The 17,351-nt window shown below is 54.1% G+C and carries 16 protein-coding genes; 2 read left to right on the top strand and 14 right to left on the bottom strand.

Going from position 1 to position 17,351, the window contains the following annotated elements:
* The first annotated feature begins 189 nt into the window (after nt 1-189).
* Nucleotides 190-1,641 (top strand): IS1182 family transposase, encoded by a 1,452-nt coding sequence (locus tag LG52_RS05225; protein ID WP_231584414.1) that lies wholly within the window; start codon nt 190-192, stop codon nt 1,639-1,641.
* A 63-nt stretch (nt 1,642-1,704) separates the two neighbouring features.
* On the opposite strand, the gene LG52_RS05220 is transcribed toward LG52_RS05225, so the two are convergent.
* From LG52_RS05220 to LG52_RS05200, 5 genes are all read right to left on the bottom strand, one after another.
* The gene (locus LG52_RS05220; RefSeq protein ID WP_044731142.1) at nt 1,705-2,271 is read right to left on the bottom strand and encodes a shikimate kinase; all 567 of its coding nucleotides are present in this window, start codon (nt 2,269-2,271) and stop codon (nt 1,705-1,707) included.
* 6 nt (nt 2,272-2,277) lie between these two features.
* Nucleotides 2,278-3,315, bottom strand: a complete 1,038-nt coding sequence (locus tag LG52_RS05215) for a LacI family DNA-binding transcriptional regulator (protein ID WP_015375118.1) — start codon at nt 3,313-3,315, stop codon at nt 2,278-2,280.
* A gap of 174 nt (nt 3,316-3,489) precedes the next feature.
* On the bottom strand, nt 3,490-4,689 hold the full coding sequence (locus tag LG52_RS05210; RefSeq protein ID WP_044731140.1) for a CaiB/BaiF CoA transferase family protein: 1,200 nt from the start codon (nt 4,687-4,689) through the stop codon (nt 3,490-3,492).
* 24 nt (nt 4,690-4,713) lie between these two features.
* Nucleotides 4,714-5,487 carry a type I 3-dehydroquinate dehydratase gene (gene aroD, locus LG52_RS05205; RefSeq protein ID WP_044731139.1) on the bottom strand — a complete coding sequence of 258 codons (774 nt, stop codon included), beginning with the start codon at nt 5,485-5,487 and terminating at the stop codon, nt 4,714-4,716.
* A gap of 12 nt (nt 5,488-5,499) precedes the next feature.
* Nucleotides 5,500-6,258, bottom strand: a complete 759-nt coding sequence (locus LG52_RS05200; RefSeq protein ID WP_060475967.1) for an IclR family transcriptional regulator — start codon at nt 6,256-6,258, stop codon at nt 5,500-5,502.
* Between the two features lie 502 nt (nt 6,259-6,760).
* Here LG52_RS05200 and LG52_RS05195 point away from each other — a divergent pair.
* Nucleotides 6,761-8,077 carry an MFS transporter gene (locus LG52_RS05195; protein WP_044731137.1) on the top strand — a complete coding sequence of 439 codons (1,317 nt, stop codon included), beginning with the start codon at nt 6,761-6,763 and terminating at the stop codon, nt 8,075-8,077.
* Between the two features lie 102 nt (nt 8,078-8,179).
* Here LG52_RS05195 and LG52_RS05190 read toward each other — a convergent pair whose 3' ends face one another.
* The 9 genes from LG52_RS05190 to LG52_RS05155 form a co-directional block, all read right to left on the bottom strand.
* Nucleotides 8,180-9,463: a TRAP transporter large permease subunit gene (locus LG52_RS05190; RefSeq protein WP_044731136.1), complete on the bottom strand. Its 1,284-nt coding sequence runs from the start codon at nt 9,461-9,463 to the stop codon at nt 8,180-8,182.
* Entirely contained in the window at nt 9,464-10,054 is a 591-nt protein-coding gene (locus LG52_RS05185) for a TRAP transporter small permease (protein WP_044731135.1), read from the bottom strand.
* Between the two features lie 79 nt (nt 10,055-10,133).
* Nucleotides 10,134-11,150, bottom strand: a complete 1,017-nt coding sequence (locus tag LG52_RS05180) for a TRAP transporter substrate-binding protein (protein WP_044731134.1) — start codon at nt 11,148-11,150, stop codon at nt 10,134-10,136.
* Between the two features lie 22 nt (nt 11,151-11,172).
* Nucleotides 11,173-11,376: a hypothetical protein gene (locus LG52_RS19660; RefSeq protein ID WP_156135625.1), complete on the bottom strand. Its 204-nt coding sequence runs from the start codon at nt 11,374-11,376 to the stop codon at nt 11,173-11,175.
* Nucleotides 11,377-11,425: 49 nt separating this feature from the next.
* Nucleotides 11,426-12,262, bottom strand: a complete 837-nt coding sequence (locus LG52_RS05175; protein ID WP_044731133.1) for a sugar phosphate isomerase/epimerase family protein — start codon at nt 12,260-12,262, stop codon at nt 11,426-11,428.
* A 30-nt stretch (nt 12,263-12,292) separates the two neighbouring features.
* The gene (locus LG52_RS05170; RefSeq protein ID WP_044731132.1) at nt 12,293-14,056 is read right to left on the bottom strand and encodes a thiamine pyrophosphate-binding protein; all 1,764 of its coding nucleotides are present in this window, start codon (nt 14,054-14,056) and stop codon (nt 12,293-12,295) included.
* Nucleotides 14,053-15,051 (bottom strand): zinc-dependent alcohol dehydrogenase, encoded by a 999-nt coding sequence (locus LG52_RS05165; RefSeq protein WP_044731131.1) that lies wholly within the window; start codon nt 15,049-15,051, stop codon nt 14,053-14,055. The genes LG52_RS05170 and LG52_RS05165 overlap by 4 nt, the downstream gene beginning before the upstream one ends.
* Nucleotides 15,052-15,068: 17 nt before the next feature.
* Complete coding sequence (locus LG52_RS05160; RefSeq protein ID WP_014196106.1) at nt 15,069-16,496, bottom strand: aldehyde dehydrogenase family protein; 1,428 nt, start codon at nt 16,494-16,496, stop codon at nt 15,069-15,071.
* 9 nt (nt 16,497-16,505) lie between these two features.
* Entirely contained in the window at nt 16,506-17,348 is an 843-nt protein-coding gene (locus tag LG52_RS05155) for a citryl-CoA lyase (RefSeq protein WP_014196107.1), read from the bottom strand.
* Nucleotides 17,349-17,351 lie beyond the last annotated feature (3 nt).

The following is a 17,351-nucleotide window of genomic DNA, read 5'->3' as shown; positions in this document are numbered from 1 at the left end:
AAGGGCATCCGTCAAATTTTTCTTTTCCGCAAAGACGATTTCACCTCCGGCAGCGGTCGTATGGACTGACAGGCATTGCAGGGGAAACAAAAAGAAAAGCTCCCTTGCTCGGGAGCTTCAGCTTGTCGACAAAGTCGACAAGCTGTTTTAATATATAGGTATAAGGGTATCTTGAAGGAGTGGAATAAGATGCTTCAACGTTACCAAGAAGATCGGAGACATATCGAAACAACGGTAAAAATTGATGATCTTGTTCCTGAAGACCACCTTGTTCGTAAACTAGAAAAAGCCATTGACTTCTCCTTTATCTACGATATGGTCAAGGATTTGTATTCTCCTAACCATGGACGACCAAGTCTTGATCCCGTTGTGCTGTTCAAAATGTATTTGATTCGTTACATCTTTGGGATTCGTTCGATGCGTGAAACCGTAGAACAGATTCGAACAAATGTGGCTTATCGTTGGTTTTTGGGATTGAGTCTGCATGATCCTGTGCCCCATCATTCGACACCAAGTAAAAACTACACGCGACGTTTTGCGGGAACCGATGTTTTTCAAAAGATTTTTTCAAGAATCTTGGAAGAAGCCTTTCAACACGGGCTTGTGGATCCAAGTGTCGTATTTGTCGATTCTACTCATGTGAAGGCGAGTGCGAACAAAAGAAAATTCACAACAGAAATGGCAGAAGTGGAAGCGAAAGCTTATCAAGATGAATTAGAAAAAGAAATTGAGCGAGATCGCATCGCTCATGGGAAATCCCCACTACCGCCAGAAAATGATAAAAAAAAACGAGAAATCAAAGTCAGTAAAACAGATCCAGACAGTGGGATGTTTGTGAAAAATGAACGTGAACGGGTATTTGCTTACTCTTATCACACCGCTTGTGACCGACATGGTTGGATATTACACACGTATGTCACTGCCGCCAATGTTCATGATAGCCAAGCGTTTTTTGAACTGTTTGAGCGAGTGAAGCAAGAAATCAAAGGATGCCCAACAGATGTGTGCATCGATGCCGGATATAAAACGCCAGCGATTGCGAAATACCTATTAGAACAAGAGATCCATCCGATTTGGCCATATACTCGTCCAAAGACGAAAGATGGGTTCTTCCGAAAATCTGAATTTGCATATGACGAGCATTTTGACTGTTACCTTTGTCCCAATCACCAAGTGTTATCTTATTCAACAACGAATCGGGAAGGCTATCGGGAGTATAAATCAGATCCATCCATCTGTCAGGGATGTCCATCCCTTCAAAAGTGTACAGCAAGCAAAAATCATACGAAAGTCGTGACACGCCATGTTTGGCAAGAGTATTACGAAGAAGCCGAACATTTACGATATGTACCAGAACATCGCGAGTTGTATGAATTAAGGAAACAGACGATTGAACGGAATTTTGCAGATTTAAAAGAGAAGCATGGTCTGCGCTGGACGAATTACCGAGGATTGGAAAGAAACCAGATGCAGGCGATGCTTGTTTGTGCTGCCATGAATTTAAAGAAATTGGCGAACTACTTGTGGAGAAAGGGCCTCTCCTTTCTGTATGTATTCGAGTATGCATCTATTTTGGTTCGTTCATCAAGAAAAACAACCTTAAAAATGGAACAAAATGGTTATAAGACAACTGTCTTATAACCATTTTGTCAACAGTCTGAAGCTCCCTTGCTCGGGAGCTTGCCTGTCCGCCAACAAGCCGCCTTACCGGTTCGGCTCATAGACGTCCCATGTCCATTTGATTGACTCAACCATTTGGTTCGCCGCCTGTTCCGCCTCAAGTTCATTGATGTCGACACGGGAGTGATGGAGAGCGTAAGCGGACTGCCGCTGGAAAAACAGCTGCTCCACTTCTTCCAACGTTTTGTTTTTCAACACTGGCCGGCTGTCGACAATGAGCGGCAGCCGCTCTTCTTTCCAATGCTCCCACGACAAGTCTAGGAAAAAGACGATGCCGTGAGCTAGGCAGGCGCGCCGCACGTCTTCCTGCAAATACGCGCCGCCGCCAAGCGAAATGATTTTCAACCTTGTATTTGTGCATAAATTGACGATCAGTTCCCGCTCGACCTGTCGAAAGTACGCTTCCCCTTTTTGCGCGAACATCTCCGGAATCGACATCCCGTGCCGCCGCTCGATTTCCGCGTCGACATCGATGAAGTCGCGGTACAGCTTCTTCGCGACCAGCTGCCCGATCGTTGTTTTCCCCGCTCCCATAAAGCCGATCAAAATAATGTTCCGCTCGCGAAGCGGGATGACCGTCTGCCTCTCCACGCTGCTTCACCTCTTTTCCTCTCTCTTCCCAGAAGACTGGCGAATGACAAGCTCCGGCTGCAAAATCGTCCGTTTCGGTGCACTCGCATCCCCTCTCATGCGTTCATGCAGCTGCTTGGCCGCATAGGCGCCGATCTTCTCAGGAAATGCGGCGACAGTTGTGAGCGGCGGCTGAAACAGCGCCGATTCTTGAATGTTGTCAAACCCGACGACCGCGATGTCGCGCCCTGGAACGATCCCTTCCTCTTTTAAGCCAAGCATCGCCCCAAACGCGACGACATCGTTGTAACAAAAGAGCGCTGTCGGCGGGTTCGGGTGCTGCAACAGGCGTTTGACCGCCATCCGCCCGCCTTGCCTTGTCGTCGCCGATGGCACAAGCAGCGTGTCATCCATCTCGATGCCCGCCGCACGCAACGCTTCACTGTACCCCGACCGGCGCGCTTTCCATACGGACGATTGCGGAGACCCACCGATAAAGGCGATGCGCCGATGGCCGCCTTCGAGCAAATGCTCGACCGCCATCCGCCCGCCGGCCATATTATCGATCCCAATATAATCAAACTGTCCGGCCGGAAGTTCATCACGGGCAAACAATACAACAGGAATATCCCACTGCCGCAGCTGCTCGAGCATCTCTGCCGAACATCCGGGAACCGGGCTCATGATCACACCGCCCACCCGATGCTCCAGCATCGTCGACAATAAGGCGTCTTGTTTTTCCGGCCGGTCAAACGTCGTGCCTAAAATGACCGTATATCCTTCCTGATCGAGCGCCTCATGGACGCCAACGAGCAATTCGGAAAAAAACGGGTTGTCAAGTTCGGTGATAATAAGACCAACTGTCGACGAACGCTGCGAACGCAAATTGGCCGCCACGCGGTCATAGACGTAGCCAAGCTCTTTCATCGCTTGGAGCACTTTTTTTCGCGTTTCTTTCGAAATATTCGGACTCCCACGGACGACAAGCGAGGCGGTCGCCCGCGACACGCCGGCGTGTTTGGCGACTTGTTCGAGCGTCACGCGGGAACGCTTTTTATCTGACACCGTTCGAATCACCTGCTTTACCGTCGCTTTCACCTATCAAAAGTATAAAGGCTGGCGGCAAGCAGTGTCAATGCAAGGCGTGGGCTGCCGGGAAAACAAACTTCGAAACAAAAAAACCCGGCAGCCTCGCACAAGGCAAGGAGCCGGGAAGGCGGCAAGCCGCCGTTCGTTCATTCATATGATCTCGTTTTCTCGCAGCCGCTCAATGTCTTCCTTGGACATGCCAAGCATCGTTTGCAAAATCTCTTCGGTATGCTCGCCTAAATCCGGAGCAGTGCGGCGGATGGCGCCTGGTGTTTTTTCGAATTTCGGCACAATGCCGGGCATTTTAATTTTGCCAAGGCGCGGATGGGCGACTTCGATGATGTTTTCCCTTGCTTGGTAATGCGGATGCTCAAAAATATCTTTAATGCTCAAAATCGGGCTGACCGGCACGCCATGCTCATCCAAAATGTGAAGCAATTCATCGCGCGTCTTCGTGCGGATCCAGTCGGCGACGATGCCGTTTGTCTCTTCATGATGGGCGAGCCGCCGTTCGTTTGTGCAAAATTTCTCATCCGTCAACAGATCTTCCCGCCCCATCGCCTTCGCCAGCCGCTCGAATGTGGAATCGGTGCTGGTGACAAGCACGACCCAATGCCCGTCTTTCGTCATAAACGTGCCCGCCGGGCTCGAATGGCCGGACAATCCCGGCGACCGCTCGCGCACTTTGCCCAATTGGTCATATTCCGCCACCAAAAACTCCATCATGCGGAACACCGATTCGTAAAGGCCGATATCGACCATCTGCCCTTCGCCGTTCGGATGGACATCGCGGTGGTAAATGGCCGTCACCGCCGCAAACGCCACATAAATGCCGGTAATGTAGTCCGTCAAGGAGAACGACGGGCTGACCGGCGGACGGTCCGGATACCCTTGCAAATACGTAAACCCGCTGAACGCCGTCGCCGGCGTGCCGAATCCGGCTTTCTCGCGAAACGGACCTGTTTGCCCGTAGCCCGAGACGCGAATCATCACCAGCTTCGGATTGATCCGCTTCAGTTCTTCATATCCGCCGCCCCATTTTTCGAGCGTGCCGGGGCGGAAATTTTCGATGACAATATCGACGTGGCGGACAAGCTCTTTAAAAATATTCATTCCTTCTTCTTTGCGCAAATCCAACGTGAGCGACCGTTTATTGCGCGCCAGTCCGGGCCAGCGGAGCGGCTCCCCATCCTTGAACGGCCCGACATGGCGGAGCGTATCCCCTTTTCCTGGCAATTCCACCTTGATGACATCGGCGCCAAAATCACCGAGCAAAACCGCCCCAAACGGCGCCGCGATCATTGTCGACACATCGAGCACTTTGACGCCTTCCAGCGGCAAACGCGCCATGACAATCTCCTCCCCCATTTCGATTTATTGTCCGTATGTCATGATGACCGACAACGCGGTCCGGACGTCTTCAATCGGAATTTGCCCCGGCGCCGAGCTTTGCCGTCCGACTGCAAAGGTGATGGCAGAGCCGAACAATCCGCCTGCCAGGCGGGTGATGGCGCCCAATGCCCCCATCGACATCGTGATCAGCGGGATGTCCACCTCTTTTCGCGCTTCTTCCGTCGCTTGCAGCAGCGTGAGCACATCCCCCCGCGTTTTCGGCATCACAGCTGCTTTCGCGATGTCGGCGCCGCATTGTTCCGCTTGACGCATTTTCGCGACAAGCTCTTCCTTCGATGGCGTATGATCAAAATTGTGGTAAGACAACACAAGGCGCACTCCATAGCGGCGCGTCAGCTCCCGGACGATCGGGATGCGCGGCCCATGGGCAAGCTCGTAATCAAGCAAATCGATCGCCCCGCTTTCACAGACGGTTTCAAACAACCGAATCTTTTCCTCTTCCGTCAACGAAATCGGTTGCCCGCCTTCCTGTTCGGAACGAACCGTAAACAAAATCGGGATGTCTCCGGCAATCGCCCGCATCTTTCTCGATGTGGCCGCCACTTCCTGTTCGTCCCGAATCGCCTCGAAAAAGTCCGCCCTCCATTCAATGAGATGCGGCTTTTTCTCCGTGATTTGCCTTGTTTCCTCCAACACTTGCTTCGCGTCCGCTCCGACGACCGGGGCGCAAATGCACGGTTCGTCTCCCCCGATCAAGACATTGCGCACACGGACAGCACGCTTTGCAATCGCCATATGCTCTCCCCCTTATGGTCGATAACCTAGTTTTTCGGAAATGGCTTGTGCTCCTTCTTTTACGAGCCTCTTGAATTGTTCCATCACTTCCCGTGTAAATCGATGCGCCGGCCCAGAGACGGACAAGCAGGCGCCCACTTCCCCGCGGATGTCGAAAATGGGCGCCGCAACGGCCGCAGAGCCGACTTCCCGTTCATCGACGCTGGATGCCACACCGCGCTCGCGAATCGCCTCAAGCTCCGCCGTCAGACGATCCAATCGTTCCTTTGTCGGCACTTGCGCAAAAATCCGCTCTTGAACTTCGGGCGATTGATAGGCCAACAATACTTTTCCCCCCGCCCCCGCCCAAAGCGGCAGCCGCTCGCCGATTCTCACCATATGGCGCAGCGCTTGAAGCCCTTCGCACTGTTCGATGCAAACGCGGGCGTCTTGTTCGAGCACGTACAAGTTCACCGTCTCCCGCGTCTCGTCGCGCAGCCGCTCCATCACCGGCCGCGCGATTTCCCGCACTTCCATCGATTTGCCGGCAATGTATCCTAAATAGTACACCCCTTGTCCAAGACGGTACTTTAACGTCTCCGGATCTTTGACGATAAGGCGGTTTTGCTCCAGCGTGGCGAGCAGGCGCGTCGTCGTCGATTTGGCGAGCGAAATCTTTTTCGCAATTTCCGTGAGTGATAGCTCTTGTTCCTCGAGGGTAAAACAATACAAGATGTCAATGGCCCGCTGCACCGTGCGCAAGCCGGCTTCGTGTTTTTTTTCTTCCTGCACCTGTTTGTCTCCCCCCTTCCTTATGTTCCGTTCAACGGAATTTCATTTCTTTCAGTGGAACCTTACTCCCATTTTAGCATCTTCATTCACCGCCGTTCAAGCTTTTTTTCGCGTTTCTTTCCTTTTTGCTTTCAACAAGAGAAAGGGCGGCGAAGCCTTTTTTCATTTAAACGTCTGTGTGAAGGGACATATGCTGCGTTAGGCCTGTCTTCCTGCCCGTCCATTGTCTGAACGGATTGCATAAACAGTTCAAATTTTTCAGTAAGTTATGGACAAACGAAAGCGAACTTTGTTATAATCCATTCAAGAATTCCATTTAAAGAAAACAAGTTACATACAATGGAACAAAAAAAGGGGGATGATCAGCGAACATTTGAGAACCGATCACTTCATGGAATGATCGAACATCAAAACGCGATGTCCAATGAAAGGGAACTCGCTATTTTTTCGTTCTCATACTGCATACGCTTTCTTACATCAATACCAAGGATGGTGAACAAAGATGAAGCACAAACGACGTTGGGCGATGGCGTTTTTGATCGCGTTAGGCGTCATCATCAACTATTTCGACCGCATCAACATGTCCGTCGGCATCCAGCCGCTTTCCGAAGAATTCGGCCTCACGCCCGGGCAGCTCGGCATTTTGTTGTCTGCGTTTGCCTGGTCTTATGCCATTTTGCAAATCCCGGCCGGCGTCATCTTGGATAAAATTGGCGTCAAATGGGTGACGCGCATCGGGACGATCATTTGGGCAGTGGCATGCTTTTTGACCGCCATCGCCAGCGGCCAAGGGCTCGTCATGTTGTCACGCGTCTTGTTGGGCATCGGGGAAGCGCCGTATTTCCCGTCAGCCGCCAAAGCAGTCGGGCAATGGTTCCCGCGCCATGAGCGGGCGACCGCGATTTCCCTTTACGACGCCCAGTCGAAGCTGTCAAACGCCATCGGCACCCCGATCATCGCGTGGATCATCACCGAAAGGGGATGGCGGGCCGGCTTCTACGTGACCGCTGTACTTAGTTTGATTTATGCCATCATTTTTTGGGCAACGTACCGCGATCCGCATGAGGACAAGAAGCTTTCGAAAGAAGAATATGACTACATTGTCCAAGGCGGAGCGCAAAAGTCGGATGAAACATCGGGAAACGTTTGGGAGACGATTCGGTATTTGCTGACGAAGAAAAAAGTGTGGGCGACATTGATCGGGTTTGCCGCCTACGGCTACTCGTGGTTTTTGTTTCTCACGTGGCTTCCCGGCTATTTGGCGACGGAAATGCACATGTCGGTGCTGAAATCAGGCTGGTACGCCTCGATTCCGTGGATCGTCGGCACGATTTCGGAGATCGCGATCGGCGGATGGCTCGTCGACCGGCTCATCAACAAAGGAGGCCATTCAACGCGCGTGCGAAAAACGTTTTTGGTCATCGGCATGCTGCTTGGGCTGTCCGTCATCGGCGCCGCTTTCACGACAAACCCGAACATCGCGATCCTTTGCATTTCAATTGCCCTTGGCGGCCTAGTCATCACATCCTCGATCGCCTACAGCATCCCGACATTTATTGCACCGCCAGGCACGGTCGGGACGTTGACCGGCCTGTTGACGTTCGGCAACAACTCGATGGCGATTGTCGCCCCGATCGTCACCGGCTTTATCGTTCAAGCGACCGGCTCGTTTATGTACGCGTTTCTCGTTGCGGCGTTCATTTTGCTCGCCGGCATTTTCAGCTATTTGTTCCTGCTGACCGATTTAGAGCCGATCGAACCGATGGCTCGGCCGGACACAACGCAAAACGCAAGCATCGGACACATAAAAGTGCGATAGCGAAAGAGAAGCGCCTTCGTCCAACGCGGCGAAGGCGTCTTTCCATGCTGCGGCTTTGCGGTGAATCAAGCTTCTCGCCGCCTCAACGCAACATCCATCCGTTTAATGCCCCGTAAACCACCCAAGCGGCACAGTCACAAGGGACGGGAAGAAAATCAACAGAAGCAACAGAAGCGTCTCCACCAGCAAAAACGGCCAAACTCCTTTCATGATGTCCTCCATGTTGATTTTCGCCACCCCGCAGGCGACGTTCAGCACCGTGCCAACCGGCGGCGTGAGCAGCCCAATGCAGTTGTTTAAAATAAACAATACCCCGAAGTACACCGGATCGATTCCCGCTTTTTCAATAATCGGCATCAGCACCGGCGTCAAAATGAGCACTGTCGGCGTCAAGTCCATCGCCGTTCCGACCAACAGCACCAAGGCGTTAATGGCCAAAAGCAGCGCCAGCGGATGGTCGATGAGCGGCGCGAGCACATCTGTCACGATCGACGGAATGTTGGCGACTGTAATGAGCCAGGCCGACACCATGGCGGCGGCCACCAAAAACATGACGACGCTTGTCGTTTTCGCCGCGGCCACGAGCACGTGGAACAAGTCTTTCAATTTCAGCTCGCGGTAAATGCATAGACCGACAAACAACGCGTAAAACGCGGCCACGACCGCCGCCTCGGTCGGCGTAAACACCCCTCCGCGCAGCCCGCCGACAATGATCACCGGCAGCAGCAGCGCCCAAAACGCCTCGCGGGTCGCCCGCCAAATCTCTTTCGCCGACTGACGTGGAAGCACTTCCACTTGATCTCTTCGGGTCACCCACCACCAGCAGATGGCCAGTGAAATGCCAAGCAAAATCCCGGGAACAATGCCGGCCATAAACAGCTTCGTGATCGACACGCCGCTTGTGACCCCGAAAATGATCATCGGAATGCTCGGCGGGATGATCGGGGCGATGATGCCGCCGGCAGCGATGAGGCCGGCTGACCGGTTGCGGTTGTACCCAGCTTTGACCATCATCGGGATGAGAATCGCCCCAAGCGCCGCTGTATCGGCCACCGCCGACCCCGACAACCCGGCGAACAACACGCTCGCGATGATCGCCACATACCCGAGCCCGCCGCGGATATGGCCGACAAGCGCCATCGCAAAGCGGATGATCCGCTTCGAAATGCCCCCGGCGTTCATGAGCTCCCCGGCGAGCATAAAGAACGGAATCGCCATCAGCGGAAAGCTGTCTGCGCCGCTGATCAAGTTTTGCGCGATGATTTGCGTATCAAAAATGTCCAAATAAAACATCAAGGCGACGCCGCTGACCAAGAGCGCAAACGCGATCGGCATCCCGAGCGCCATGACCCCTAACAGCGACCCGATAAAAACGACCAACGCCATTTACCGCTCACCTCCAGCGGCGCCTTGCGTTCGCCCGTGCGCCCATTCTGCCGCTTCGTGCTCGACGGGAGCGGCCGTCATGATTTCTTCTTCCGATTCTTTCATTCTCGTCAGCTCCTCAATCGCCCCGGGGCGAAACAGCGCCTGATACAAATGGTACAAAATAATGAGGCCCATGCCGATGCTCACGACAAGCCCGGTCCCATAAATGAACGCCATCGGCAGCCCGGTGGCCGGGGCTTTGCTTTCCAATCCGCTCATTGTCATCTTCCAGCTTCCATCCAAAAGCAAATAGAGAACATACAGCACGATCGCATTGCTGATGACAAACACGACGCGCTTGGCGCCGGTCGGCAGCTTCCGCACCAATGTATCGAAGCCTAGATGGTCATGGTCTTTCAAAGCACCGACCGCGCCTAAAAACGACATCCAAATGAACAGAAAGCGCGACATTTCTTCCGACCACGTGATGCCGGAGTTAAATACGTAGCGGAGCACGACGTTGCCGAATACAAGAATGGACATAAACGCGAGGCAGAACGCCATTAAGGCGTTCAGCGCCTTCTCCAGTACGGCTCCGATCCTTTTCATCGCTGTCCCCTCCAAGTCTGCAAGAATGGAAGAACTCTTAAGGGGTGGACTCCCCTTAAGAGCCGGCTTTGCCATTCGGTTATTTTCCTGCGTTAACCAATTCGTTCACGAGATCTTGGCCGAATTTCGGCGCGTATTTTTGATAGATGGGCTGCACTTTTTCGACAAATTTTTGCCTCTCCTCCGGAGAGAGTTCGGTAATGACCATGCCTTGCTGTTTCAAATAGTCGAACATTTTCTCATCTTCTTCTTGGTTGAGCTTGCGCTGATAGTCTCTCGCTTCTTCCGCGGCTTTTTTGATGATGTCTTTTTCCTTGTCCGTCAACGTGTCCCAAAACTTTTTGCTGATGAGCAACGGACTTGCGTTGTAGACGTGGCCGGTTTTCGTCAAATATTTTTGCACTTCGTAAAACTTATTGATTGCGACATTCCCGACAGGGTTTTCCTGGCCGTCTACAACGTGTTGTTCTAAAGCGGTGAACAGCTCGGTAAAGGCCATCGGTACCGGAGTGGCTCCTAACTCTTTCCACAAGTCAATATGAAGGTCATTTTCCAACGTCCGAATTTTCAACCCTTTAATGTCATCCACGCTTTTGACTTCCCGCTTATTGTTCGTCAAATGGCGGAAGCCGTTTTCCCAATAGTTCAAGCCGATCACGCCGACAGACGGCAAATCGTTGAGCAAGTCTTGGCCGATTTTCCCATCCAGCAATTTGTAAGCGGTTTCCCGGTCTTTGAATAAAAATGGCAAGTCTAGCACCCCGATGCGCGGAGCGAATGAAGCGATCGGACCGGTCGACATCGTCGATCCTTGAATCGTACCCATCTTCAGCGCTTCAAACACGGCTACGTCTCCCCCGAGCTGTCCATCCGGATACACTTCCACTTTGATCGAGCCGTTTGTTTCTTTTTCCACGATTTCCGCGAATTTGTACAATCCTTTCGTCAGCGAACGATCCTTCGATGTCGCAACGGCCATTTTCATCACTTTCGGTTCGACCTTCTTCGCCGCTCCGCCCCCTTGCGGTTCAGATTTCGATGAGCACCCCGCAATTACGAACAGGCAGGCCAACAACAACACCAACATCTTTTTCATTCCGTTTTCCCCCTTCTTTCCTCTATAGTGCAATGGTTGATGCAGCCGAACGGATCAACCGGCTGGCATCGTGTTGTATGTTGAACCCGCATTCCCGTTTTGCCGCAGGCCATTCTGTTCTCTCTCGACCGCGGCCGGTCATGCGGGAAACAACCAAATGAACAAACCATTTATTTCTAACAACGGAATTAATATATAAAATTTTCTGATAATTAAGAATGTCCATAAGGCAGCCTCCCGTATCGGAAGCGCTGCCATATTTCTCTGTTGACCGGTCACGCCGATCGATCGCTTTGCGTTGCAATATGGCGGGCAAAATAGTCTTTCGCCGACTGCAGGCAGCGGCGCGCATGTTCTTCGTAGCCGAGCTCCTTGACACGCTTGATGTTCGGCAGCTCAATCGAGCAAGGAACTTCTGGAATGCGGCGGACAATGCCGGCAATGTCGATCCCGCCTTCGCCGACATACAGCCGCTCTTCGCGGAGAATTCTCGTCATCTCTTCTTTTGACGCCGGAATTTCGCCCGGCGCGTCGCAAAGATGGAGAAAATGGAACCACTCCCGCGGCACGGCCTCCAACGCTTCCGGCGAATCACCGGCGCGGTGGAAATGGTGCAAATCAATCATAACGCCAGCATTGTCTTTCTTTACCGTCTTTAACACATCGATGACTCCGGCCAAATTCGTCACTGCCGCAATCGGCACGTATTCCAGATCAACGGTCAGCCCATATGGCTTCGCCAGTTCACACAGCTCGGCAAATCGCTCGATGTAAACACTGCGGTCGGTCGTCCAAATGCTGCTTAAGACGTGGCGGCCGCCCAGTTCAGCCGCCACTTCCAAGGCCGATTCGTATCGTTTCGGGTCAATATCAGCATCAATGCGGGCCAGTTCGATGTCGAGCAGCTTGACGCCGGTGTCCCGCAACGCCGCTTTCGTCTCACGCAACAGCTGCGGATTTTCCGCCAACGCATAGTTCGGCTCGCCCGGAAGCCCCATGTAGATGATCCGGAAACTGACGTAATCATACCCTGCCCGGGCAGCGATATGCGCCATCTCCGGCGGCGGGCAGCCGAGCACCGTCAAATGGGCCAATGAAAAGGTTCTCGCCATATCCTTCCCCCCGATCTTGAAGGTTTCTCCTTACCGCTCTACGGCCACATGGTGAACACGTTTGCCTGGGGAATAGATGTCCATAATATTCCAGTGGCCGGACGTCGGCGTCGGGACGTTGATCATTTCTACATCGATGACAAACGGTTTGTTCGCCTGAATGGCCCGTTCGAGCGCCGGTTTAAACTCTTCCGCCGAGCGAATTTTCACCCCTTCAACGCCGTATGCCTGGGCAATGGCTGCATAATCCGGCGAATACGGCTTACCGTCCTTTTGGAAAACCGTCCCGTGCGTCGTGCCAAAATGCGCTTTCTCGAGCCCGGCGATCGTGCCAAAAGCGTAGTTGTTCATAATGACCCAAACAACGGCGATATTTTCCTCAGCCGCTGTCGCCAACACCGCCGGATTTTGGCCAAATCCACCATCTCCAACGAGCGACACGACGACGCGATCCGGGCAGGCGATTTTCGCTCCAAGTGCGGCCGGAGCGCCAAAGCCCATCGTCGCATAACCGCCTGGCGTTAAAATCGTCCCTGCGCCATACGCGGGAAACTGTTGGCCGACCCCGTTTTTGTTCCAGCCGACATCGGTCGTGATGATGGCATCTTTCGGCAGTACTTCCCGCACCTCATGCAAAATGCGTTCTGGACGCATCGGATAGCTGTCGTCTTGAATGTGCGGCGCATTTTGCCGCCGGAATTCCTCTTTATAGTTAGCGATGCGTTCTTTCAGCGCCTCGTCCGTCCGCCCTTGCGGCACGGTTTGTTTCGCCACGCGGTTCAACACGGTAAGCGCTTGCTTGACATCGGCGACGATGCCGAGTTCCGTTGGATAGTTGCGCCCGATTTCGTTCGGGTCGATGTCAATATGAATGAGCTTCGTTTCCGGAATGTTGAACGTATACTCCGGCTCCCATGAGCTGCAATCAGCTTCGGAAAATCTCGTTCCCAATGCCAAAATAACATCCGCGTTGCGGCACATGTCATTGACGAATTTCGTCCCCCAAAACCCGCTCATGCCCAGCGTCAGCGGATGGTCATCCGGCAGCGCCCCTTTGCCCATCAGCGTGTGCGCAACGGGGAGATCGAAATGTTCGACAAACGTTTTCAATTCTTCCGCCGCATCCGCCAGCATAATGCCGCCGCCGACGTACACAAGCGGGCGTTCCGCCTGCATCAGCTTCTCAATGATCCGTTTCGCCGTTTCATCGTCAATCGACGGTTTGTGCAACGTTTTCGTATGCCGCTTTTGCTTTTCAAACAGCGCTACATCCACTTCTTTGGAGAAAATGTCCATCGGCACAGAGACAAGCACCGGCCCCGGGCGGCCGTTCTCCGCCAACTGGAACGCTTTTTCCAAAATTTCCGGGAACAAATCCGGCCGGTCGACCCGCCATGCCCGCTTCACAAACGGGCGGTAAATTTCATATTGCGACGCATCGGCGTGCAAGTTGATCTCCTGGTGCGGATGCTTCCCGTAATAATGGCTCGGCACATCTCCGGCGATGACGACCATCGGAATGGAATCAAGCGCTGCGTTCGCCACCCCGGTCGCCGCATTCGTCAGCCCTGGGCCAACGTGGCAGAGGACGACAGCCGTTTCCTTTTTCGCCCGCGCATAGCCGTCGGCCATATGAGCGGCAATTTGTTCGTGGCGGACGTTGACGAACTTGATTGAACTATGCTCCAAAGCCGCCAACACTGCGATGTTCGTATGGCCGCAAAGCCCAAAAATATGCGTAACACCGCGGTCTTCCAAATACCGGACCAACTGTTCGGCTACTGGTTTTTTCATCGCTCTTCCTCCTCCTTGAAACGTAACACGACTTTGCCCGCATTGCCGGATGACGCCAACTCATACGCCCGCTGATAGTCGCGGACCGGAAAAATGCGGGAAATGACCCGTTCGATCGGATGCGGCATCGTCCGCAAATAATGAATCGCTTGCAAATAGTCATCCGGGAAGCGATAGATGATCGAGCCATGCACAGTCACTTCATTGCGAACGAGGCGCACGACCGGAAACGTCGCTTCATTCGCGAAACCGATCAACACAAGGTGACCACCTGGGGCGACAAGCTCGACCGCCTGCTCCACTGCCTCACGCGTTCCCGCCGCCTCGATCACGACATCGAACGTTTCCCCCGAAAGTGCAGCGGGCGCAAGCGTACGGATGTCGGCCATCGCTTTCACCGTCTCAAGCTTCAACGGATTCACATCGACCGCCGTCACATCCGCTCCGAAATGGCGGGCGAGGACGGCCGCCATCATCCCTTCATTGCCACATCCGATCACCGCTACGCGCATGGTGGGTTCGATCCGCGCTTTGCTCAAGGCATGCACGACAACGGCGAACGGTTCGACGAGCACCGCCTTTTCATCCGAGAGATCATCCGGAACAGGAAGCACGTACTTGGATGAGATGACGAATTCCTGCGAAAACCCGCCGTCCGTGTTGATGCCAAGCGATTGTTTATGGCGGCAGATGTTCGTCAACCCTTTTTGGCACAAGTCGCACGCGCCGCAATACGTGTTCGGCAGCACAACGACCCGCGTCCCGATGTCGTAGGCGGCTTGTTCGCCCTTCTCAATGATGACGCCGACGAGCTCATGCCCAGCGCGAACGGGATAGTTCGCGTGCGGAAGTTTTCCTTTCAACACCCCAAGATCCGACCCACAAATTCCGCCATAGATGAGCTTGATCTTCACCTCATCCCCTTGAGGAGAACGGACGGTCTCGAGGCGCCGCAGTTCTAATTCATTTGGCTTTGCCACATAAAGCGCTAACATGTTGCCACCACCTATCATCACTGTGGAAACTGCCATACAATCATCTTCATTTCCGTCATTTCCTCAATCGCATACCGCGGACCTTCACGGCCGATGCCGCTGTTTTTCACACCGCCGTACGGCCAATGATCCAACCGGAAATTCGAGGTGCCGTTAATGACAACTCCACCGACCTCAAGCGCCTCCGCCACTTGATAGACGATGTCCATCCGGTTCGTAAACAGCCCGGCTTGCAGGCCAAAGGCGGAATCGTTCGTCTCGGCGATCGCTTCGTCAATCGTCCGGTACGGGATGACGCTGACGACCGGGCCGAACACTTCTTCACAAACGACTTTGCTTCGCTTCGGCGGGTTGAAGAGCACCGTCGGCTCCACCGTCGCCCCGCGCCGTTTTCCGCCGCACACCAGCGTCGCGCCGGATGCGATGGCTTCATCAATCCAACTCATCACCCGATCCGCCGCCCGCTCATCGACCATGCAGCCGACATCCGTATCGGGCAAGAGCGGGTCGCCGACTTTCAACGCTTCCACTTCCTGTTTGAGCAACTCGGTGAACGGTCCAACGACCGACTCATGCACGTAAATGCGCTGAACGGAAATGCAGCTTTGCCCGGAGTTGCTGTAGCCGGTTTTCGCGCACAGGGCGGCCGCCCGTTTCAAATCGGCGTCTTCATGGACGATCGTCGCCGCATTGCCGCCAAGCTCCAGCAGCACTTTTTTCATGCCGGCCAACGCGCAAATGTTGCGGCTCGCCACGACGCCGCCAGTAAATGAAATGACGTTGACGCGGTCGTCTTTGACGATTTGCTGCCCGACCTCGGCGCCGCCAAGCACCATGTTGATGGCGCGCGGCGGAAGACCGGCCTCCAGCAGCAGCTTCAACAGCTCTGCCGCAATGAGCGGCGTCTGCGGCGCCGGTTTCAACACAACGGCGTTGCCCGCCGCAAACGCGGGTCCGACTTTATGGCAAATCAAATTGAGCGGAGCGTTGAACGGCGTAATCGCCGCCACGACGCCGACCGGCACGCGAAACGTCACTGCCACCGCTTTCGTCCCGCGCGCCGAGGCGTCGCCCGGGATCGTTTCCCCAAACAGACGCTTCGCTTCTTCAGCTGACTGCTCAAGCGTTTCAATGGAGCGGGACACTTCATCCAACGTGTTTTTCAGCGGCTTTCCAAGCTCTTCCGAAATCCAGCGGGCAAACGTTTCTTTCCGCTCCTCCAGCAGCATCGACGCCCTTTTTAAGATGCGCGCTCGCTCATAGGACGGAATTCTCGCGATCTCTTTTTTTGCTTCAAACGCACAGGCGAGCGCCCTGTCCACATCTTCCGGCGTCGCCAGCTGCTGTTCGCCGATCACTTCCCCGGTATACGGGTTTTTCACCGGCTCCGCCGCACGCGGTTCTTCGATCCATGTCCCGTTAATATACAGCTGTGCTTTTCTCATCTTGATCACCTACTTTTCCAAATGACGTTTGGCTGGTCCGGTATAGCGGACTAAATCATCGCGGTTCGGGCACGGTCCTTTGATCAGCACGCCGTTTTGCCACTCTTCAAACGCATGGGCGACAATGCCCATCCCGCGCGACAGAGCGAACACACCTTTCGCCGCCGCCGCCGGCACGCCGAGCTCGCACTGGATCGCCGCCGCCACCCCGTCGATGTTCATCGTCATCCGCTTCCCTTTCGTCTTCTCCAAATGGGAACGATACGCTTCGGCGATCGCTAAATACCGCCCGCTGATCTCCCCTTCTTCCACGAGTTCGCCCGCCAATGCATACAGCCGTCTGACGCGCGGGTCGTCATCATGAAGCTGATGGCCAAATCCCGGCAGCTTCCGCCCTTCACGGCGAAACTGTTCAAACCGCTCGCCGATCACATCGGCCATCGCACCTTCCCCGCCGCGGATTTCGATTTGCTCATTTGTCTCGTAAAACAGCGCCATCGCCTTCTCCACCGCTCCCCCGTGCACATCACCAAGCACGTTGATGCCCGTCGCCACACACGAGTTGAACGAAATGCCGCATGTCGCCGCCATGCGGGCCGCCGCAATCGACGGGGCGCGCGGGCCGTGATCCGCCCCGGCGACAAGGACGCTTTCCCATAACTTCGCCTTTTTCTCGCTCAATATCTCCCCGCATAATAAGAGGTACAACATTTGTGTGTACGACACATTGCCGATTAATTCCTCAATCGGATATCCGCGAATGAGAATTTCATTTTTGCGGACGTCGCTGATCGACGTCTCCCACCACGCCCCTCCATCGGCGTACATATCGAGCGCACTTCGCTGCTTCATCCG

It is taken from the genome of Geobacillus kaustophilus, assembly GCF_000948285.1.
GTDB classification, from domain to species: Bacteria; Bacillota; Bacilli; order Bacillales; family Anoxybacillaceae; genus Geobacillus; species Geobacillus thermoleovorans_A.
Note: the sequence above shows the minus strand (reverse complement) of the source record. Positions and strands in the feature narration are given on the sequence as shown.

What these genes read in the sequence shown, in the direction of transcription:
- LG52_RS05225 (WP_231584414.1), top strand. Translation starts at nt 190, where the DNA reads ATGCTTCAACGTTACCAAGAAGATCGGAGACATATCGAAACAACGGTA.
- LG52_RS05210 (WP_044731140.1), bottom strand. Translation starts at nt 4,689, where the DNA reads ATGGCGCGTTTGCCGCTGGAAGGCGTCAAAGTGCTCGATGTGTCGACA.
- aroD (WP_044731139.1), bottom strand. Translation starts at nt 5,487, where the DNA reads ATGGCGATTGCAAAGCGTGCTGTCCGTGTGCGCAATGTCTTGATCGGG.
- LG52_RS05195 (WP_044731137.1), top strand. Translation starts at nt 6,761, where the DNA reads ATGAAGCACAAACGACGTTGGGCGATGGCGTTTTTGATCGCGTTAGGC.
- LG52_RS05190 (WP_044731136.1), bottom strand. Translation starts at nt 9,463, where the DNA reads ATGGCGTTGGTCGTTTTTATCGGGTCGCTGTTAGGGGTCATGGCGCTC.
- LG52_RS05185 (WP_044731135.1), bottom strand. Translation starts at nt 10,054, where the DNA reads ATGAAAAGGATCGGAGCCGTACTGGAGAAGGCGCTGAACGCCTTAATG.
- LG52_RS05180 (WP_044731134.1), bottom strand. Translation starts at nt 11,150, where the DNA reads ATGAAAAAGATGTTGGTGTTGTTGTTGGCCTGCCTGTTCGTAATTGCG.
- LG52_RS19660 (WP_156135625.1), bottom strand. Translation starts at nt 11,376, where the DNA reads ATGGACATTCTTAATTATCAGAAAATTTTATATATTAATTCCGTTGTT.
- LG52_RS05175 (WP_044731133.1), bottom strand. Translation starts at nt 12,262, where the DNA reads ATGGCGAGAACCTTTTCATTGGCCCATTTGACGGTGCTCGGCTGCCCG.
- LG52_RS05170 (WP_044731132.1), bottom strand. Translation starts at nt 14,056, where the DNA reads ATGAAAAAACCAGTAGCCGAACAGTTGGTCCGGTATTTGGAAGACCGC.
- LG52_RS05165 (WP_044731131.1), bottom strand. Translation starts at nt 15,051, where the DNA reads ATGTTAGCGCTTTATGTGGCAAAGCCAAATGAATTAGAACTGCGGCGC.
- LG52_RS05160 (WP_014196106.1), bottom strand. Translation starts at nt 16,496, where the DNA reads ATGAGAAAAGCACAGCTGTATATTAACGGGACATGGATCGAAGAACCG.
- LG52_RS05155 (WP_014196107.1), bottom strand. Translation starts at nt 17,348, where the DNA reads ATGAAGCAGCGAAGTGCGCTCGATATGTACGCCGATGGAGGGGCGTGG.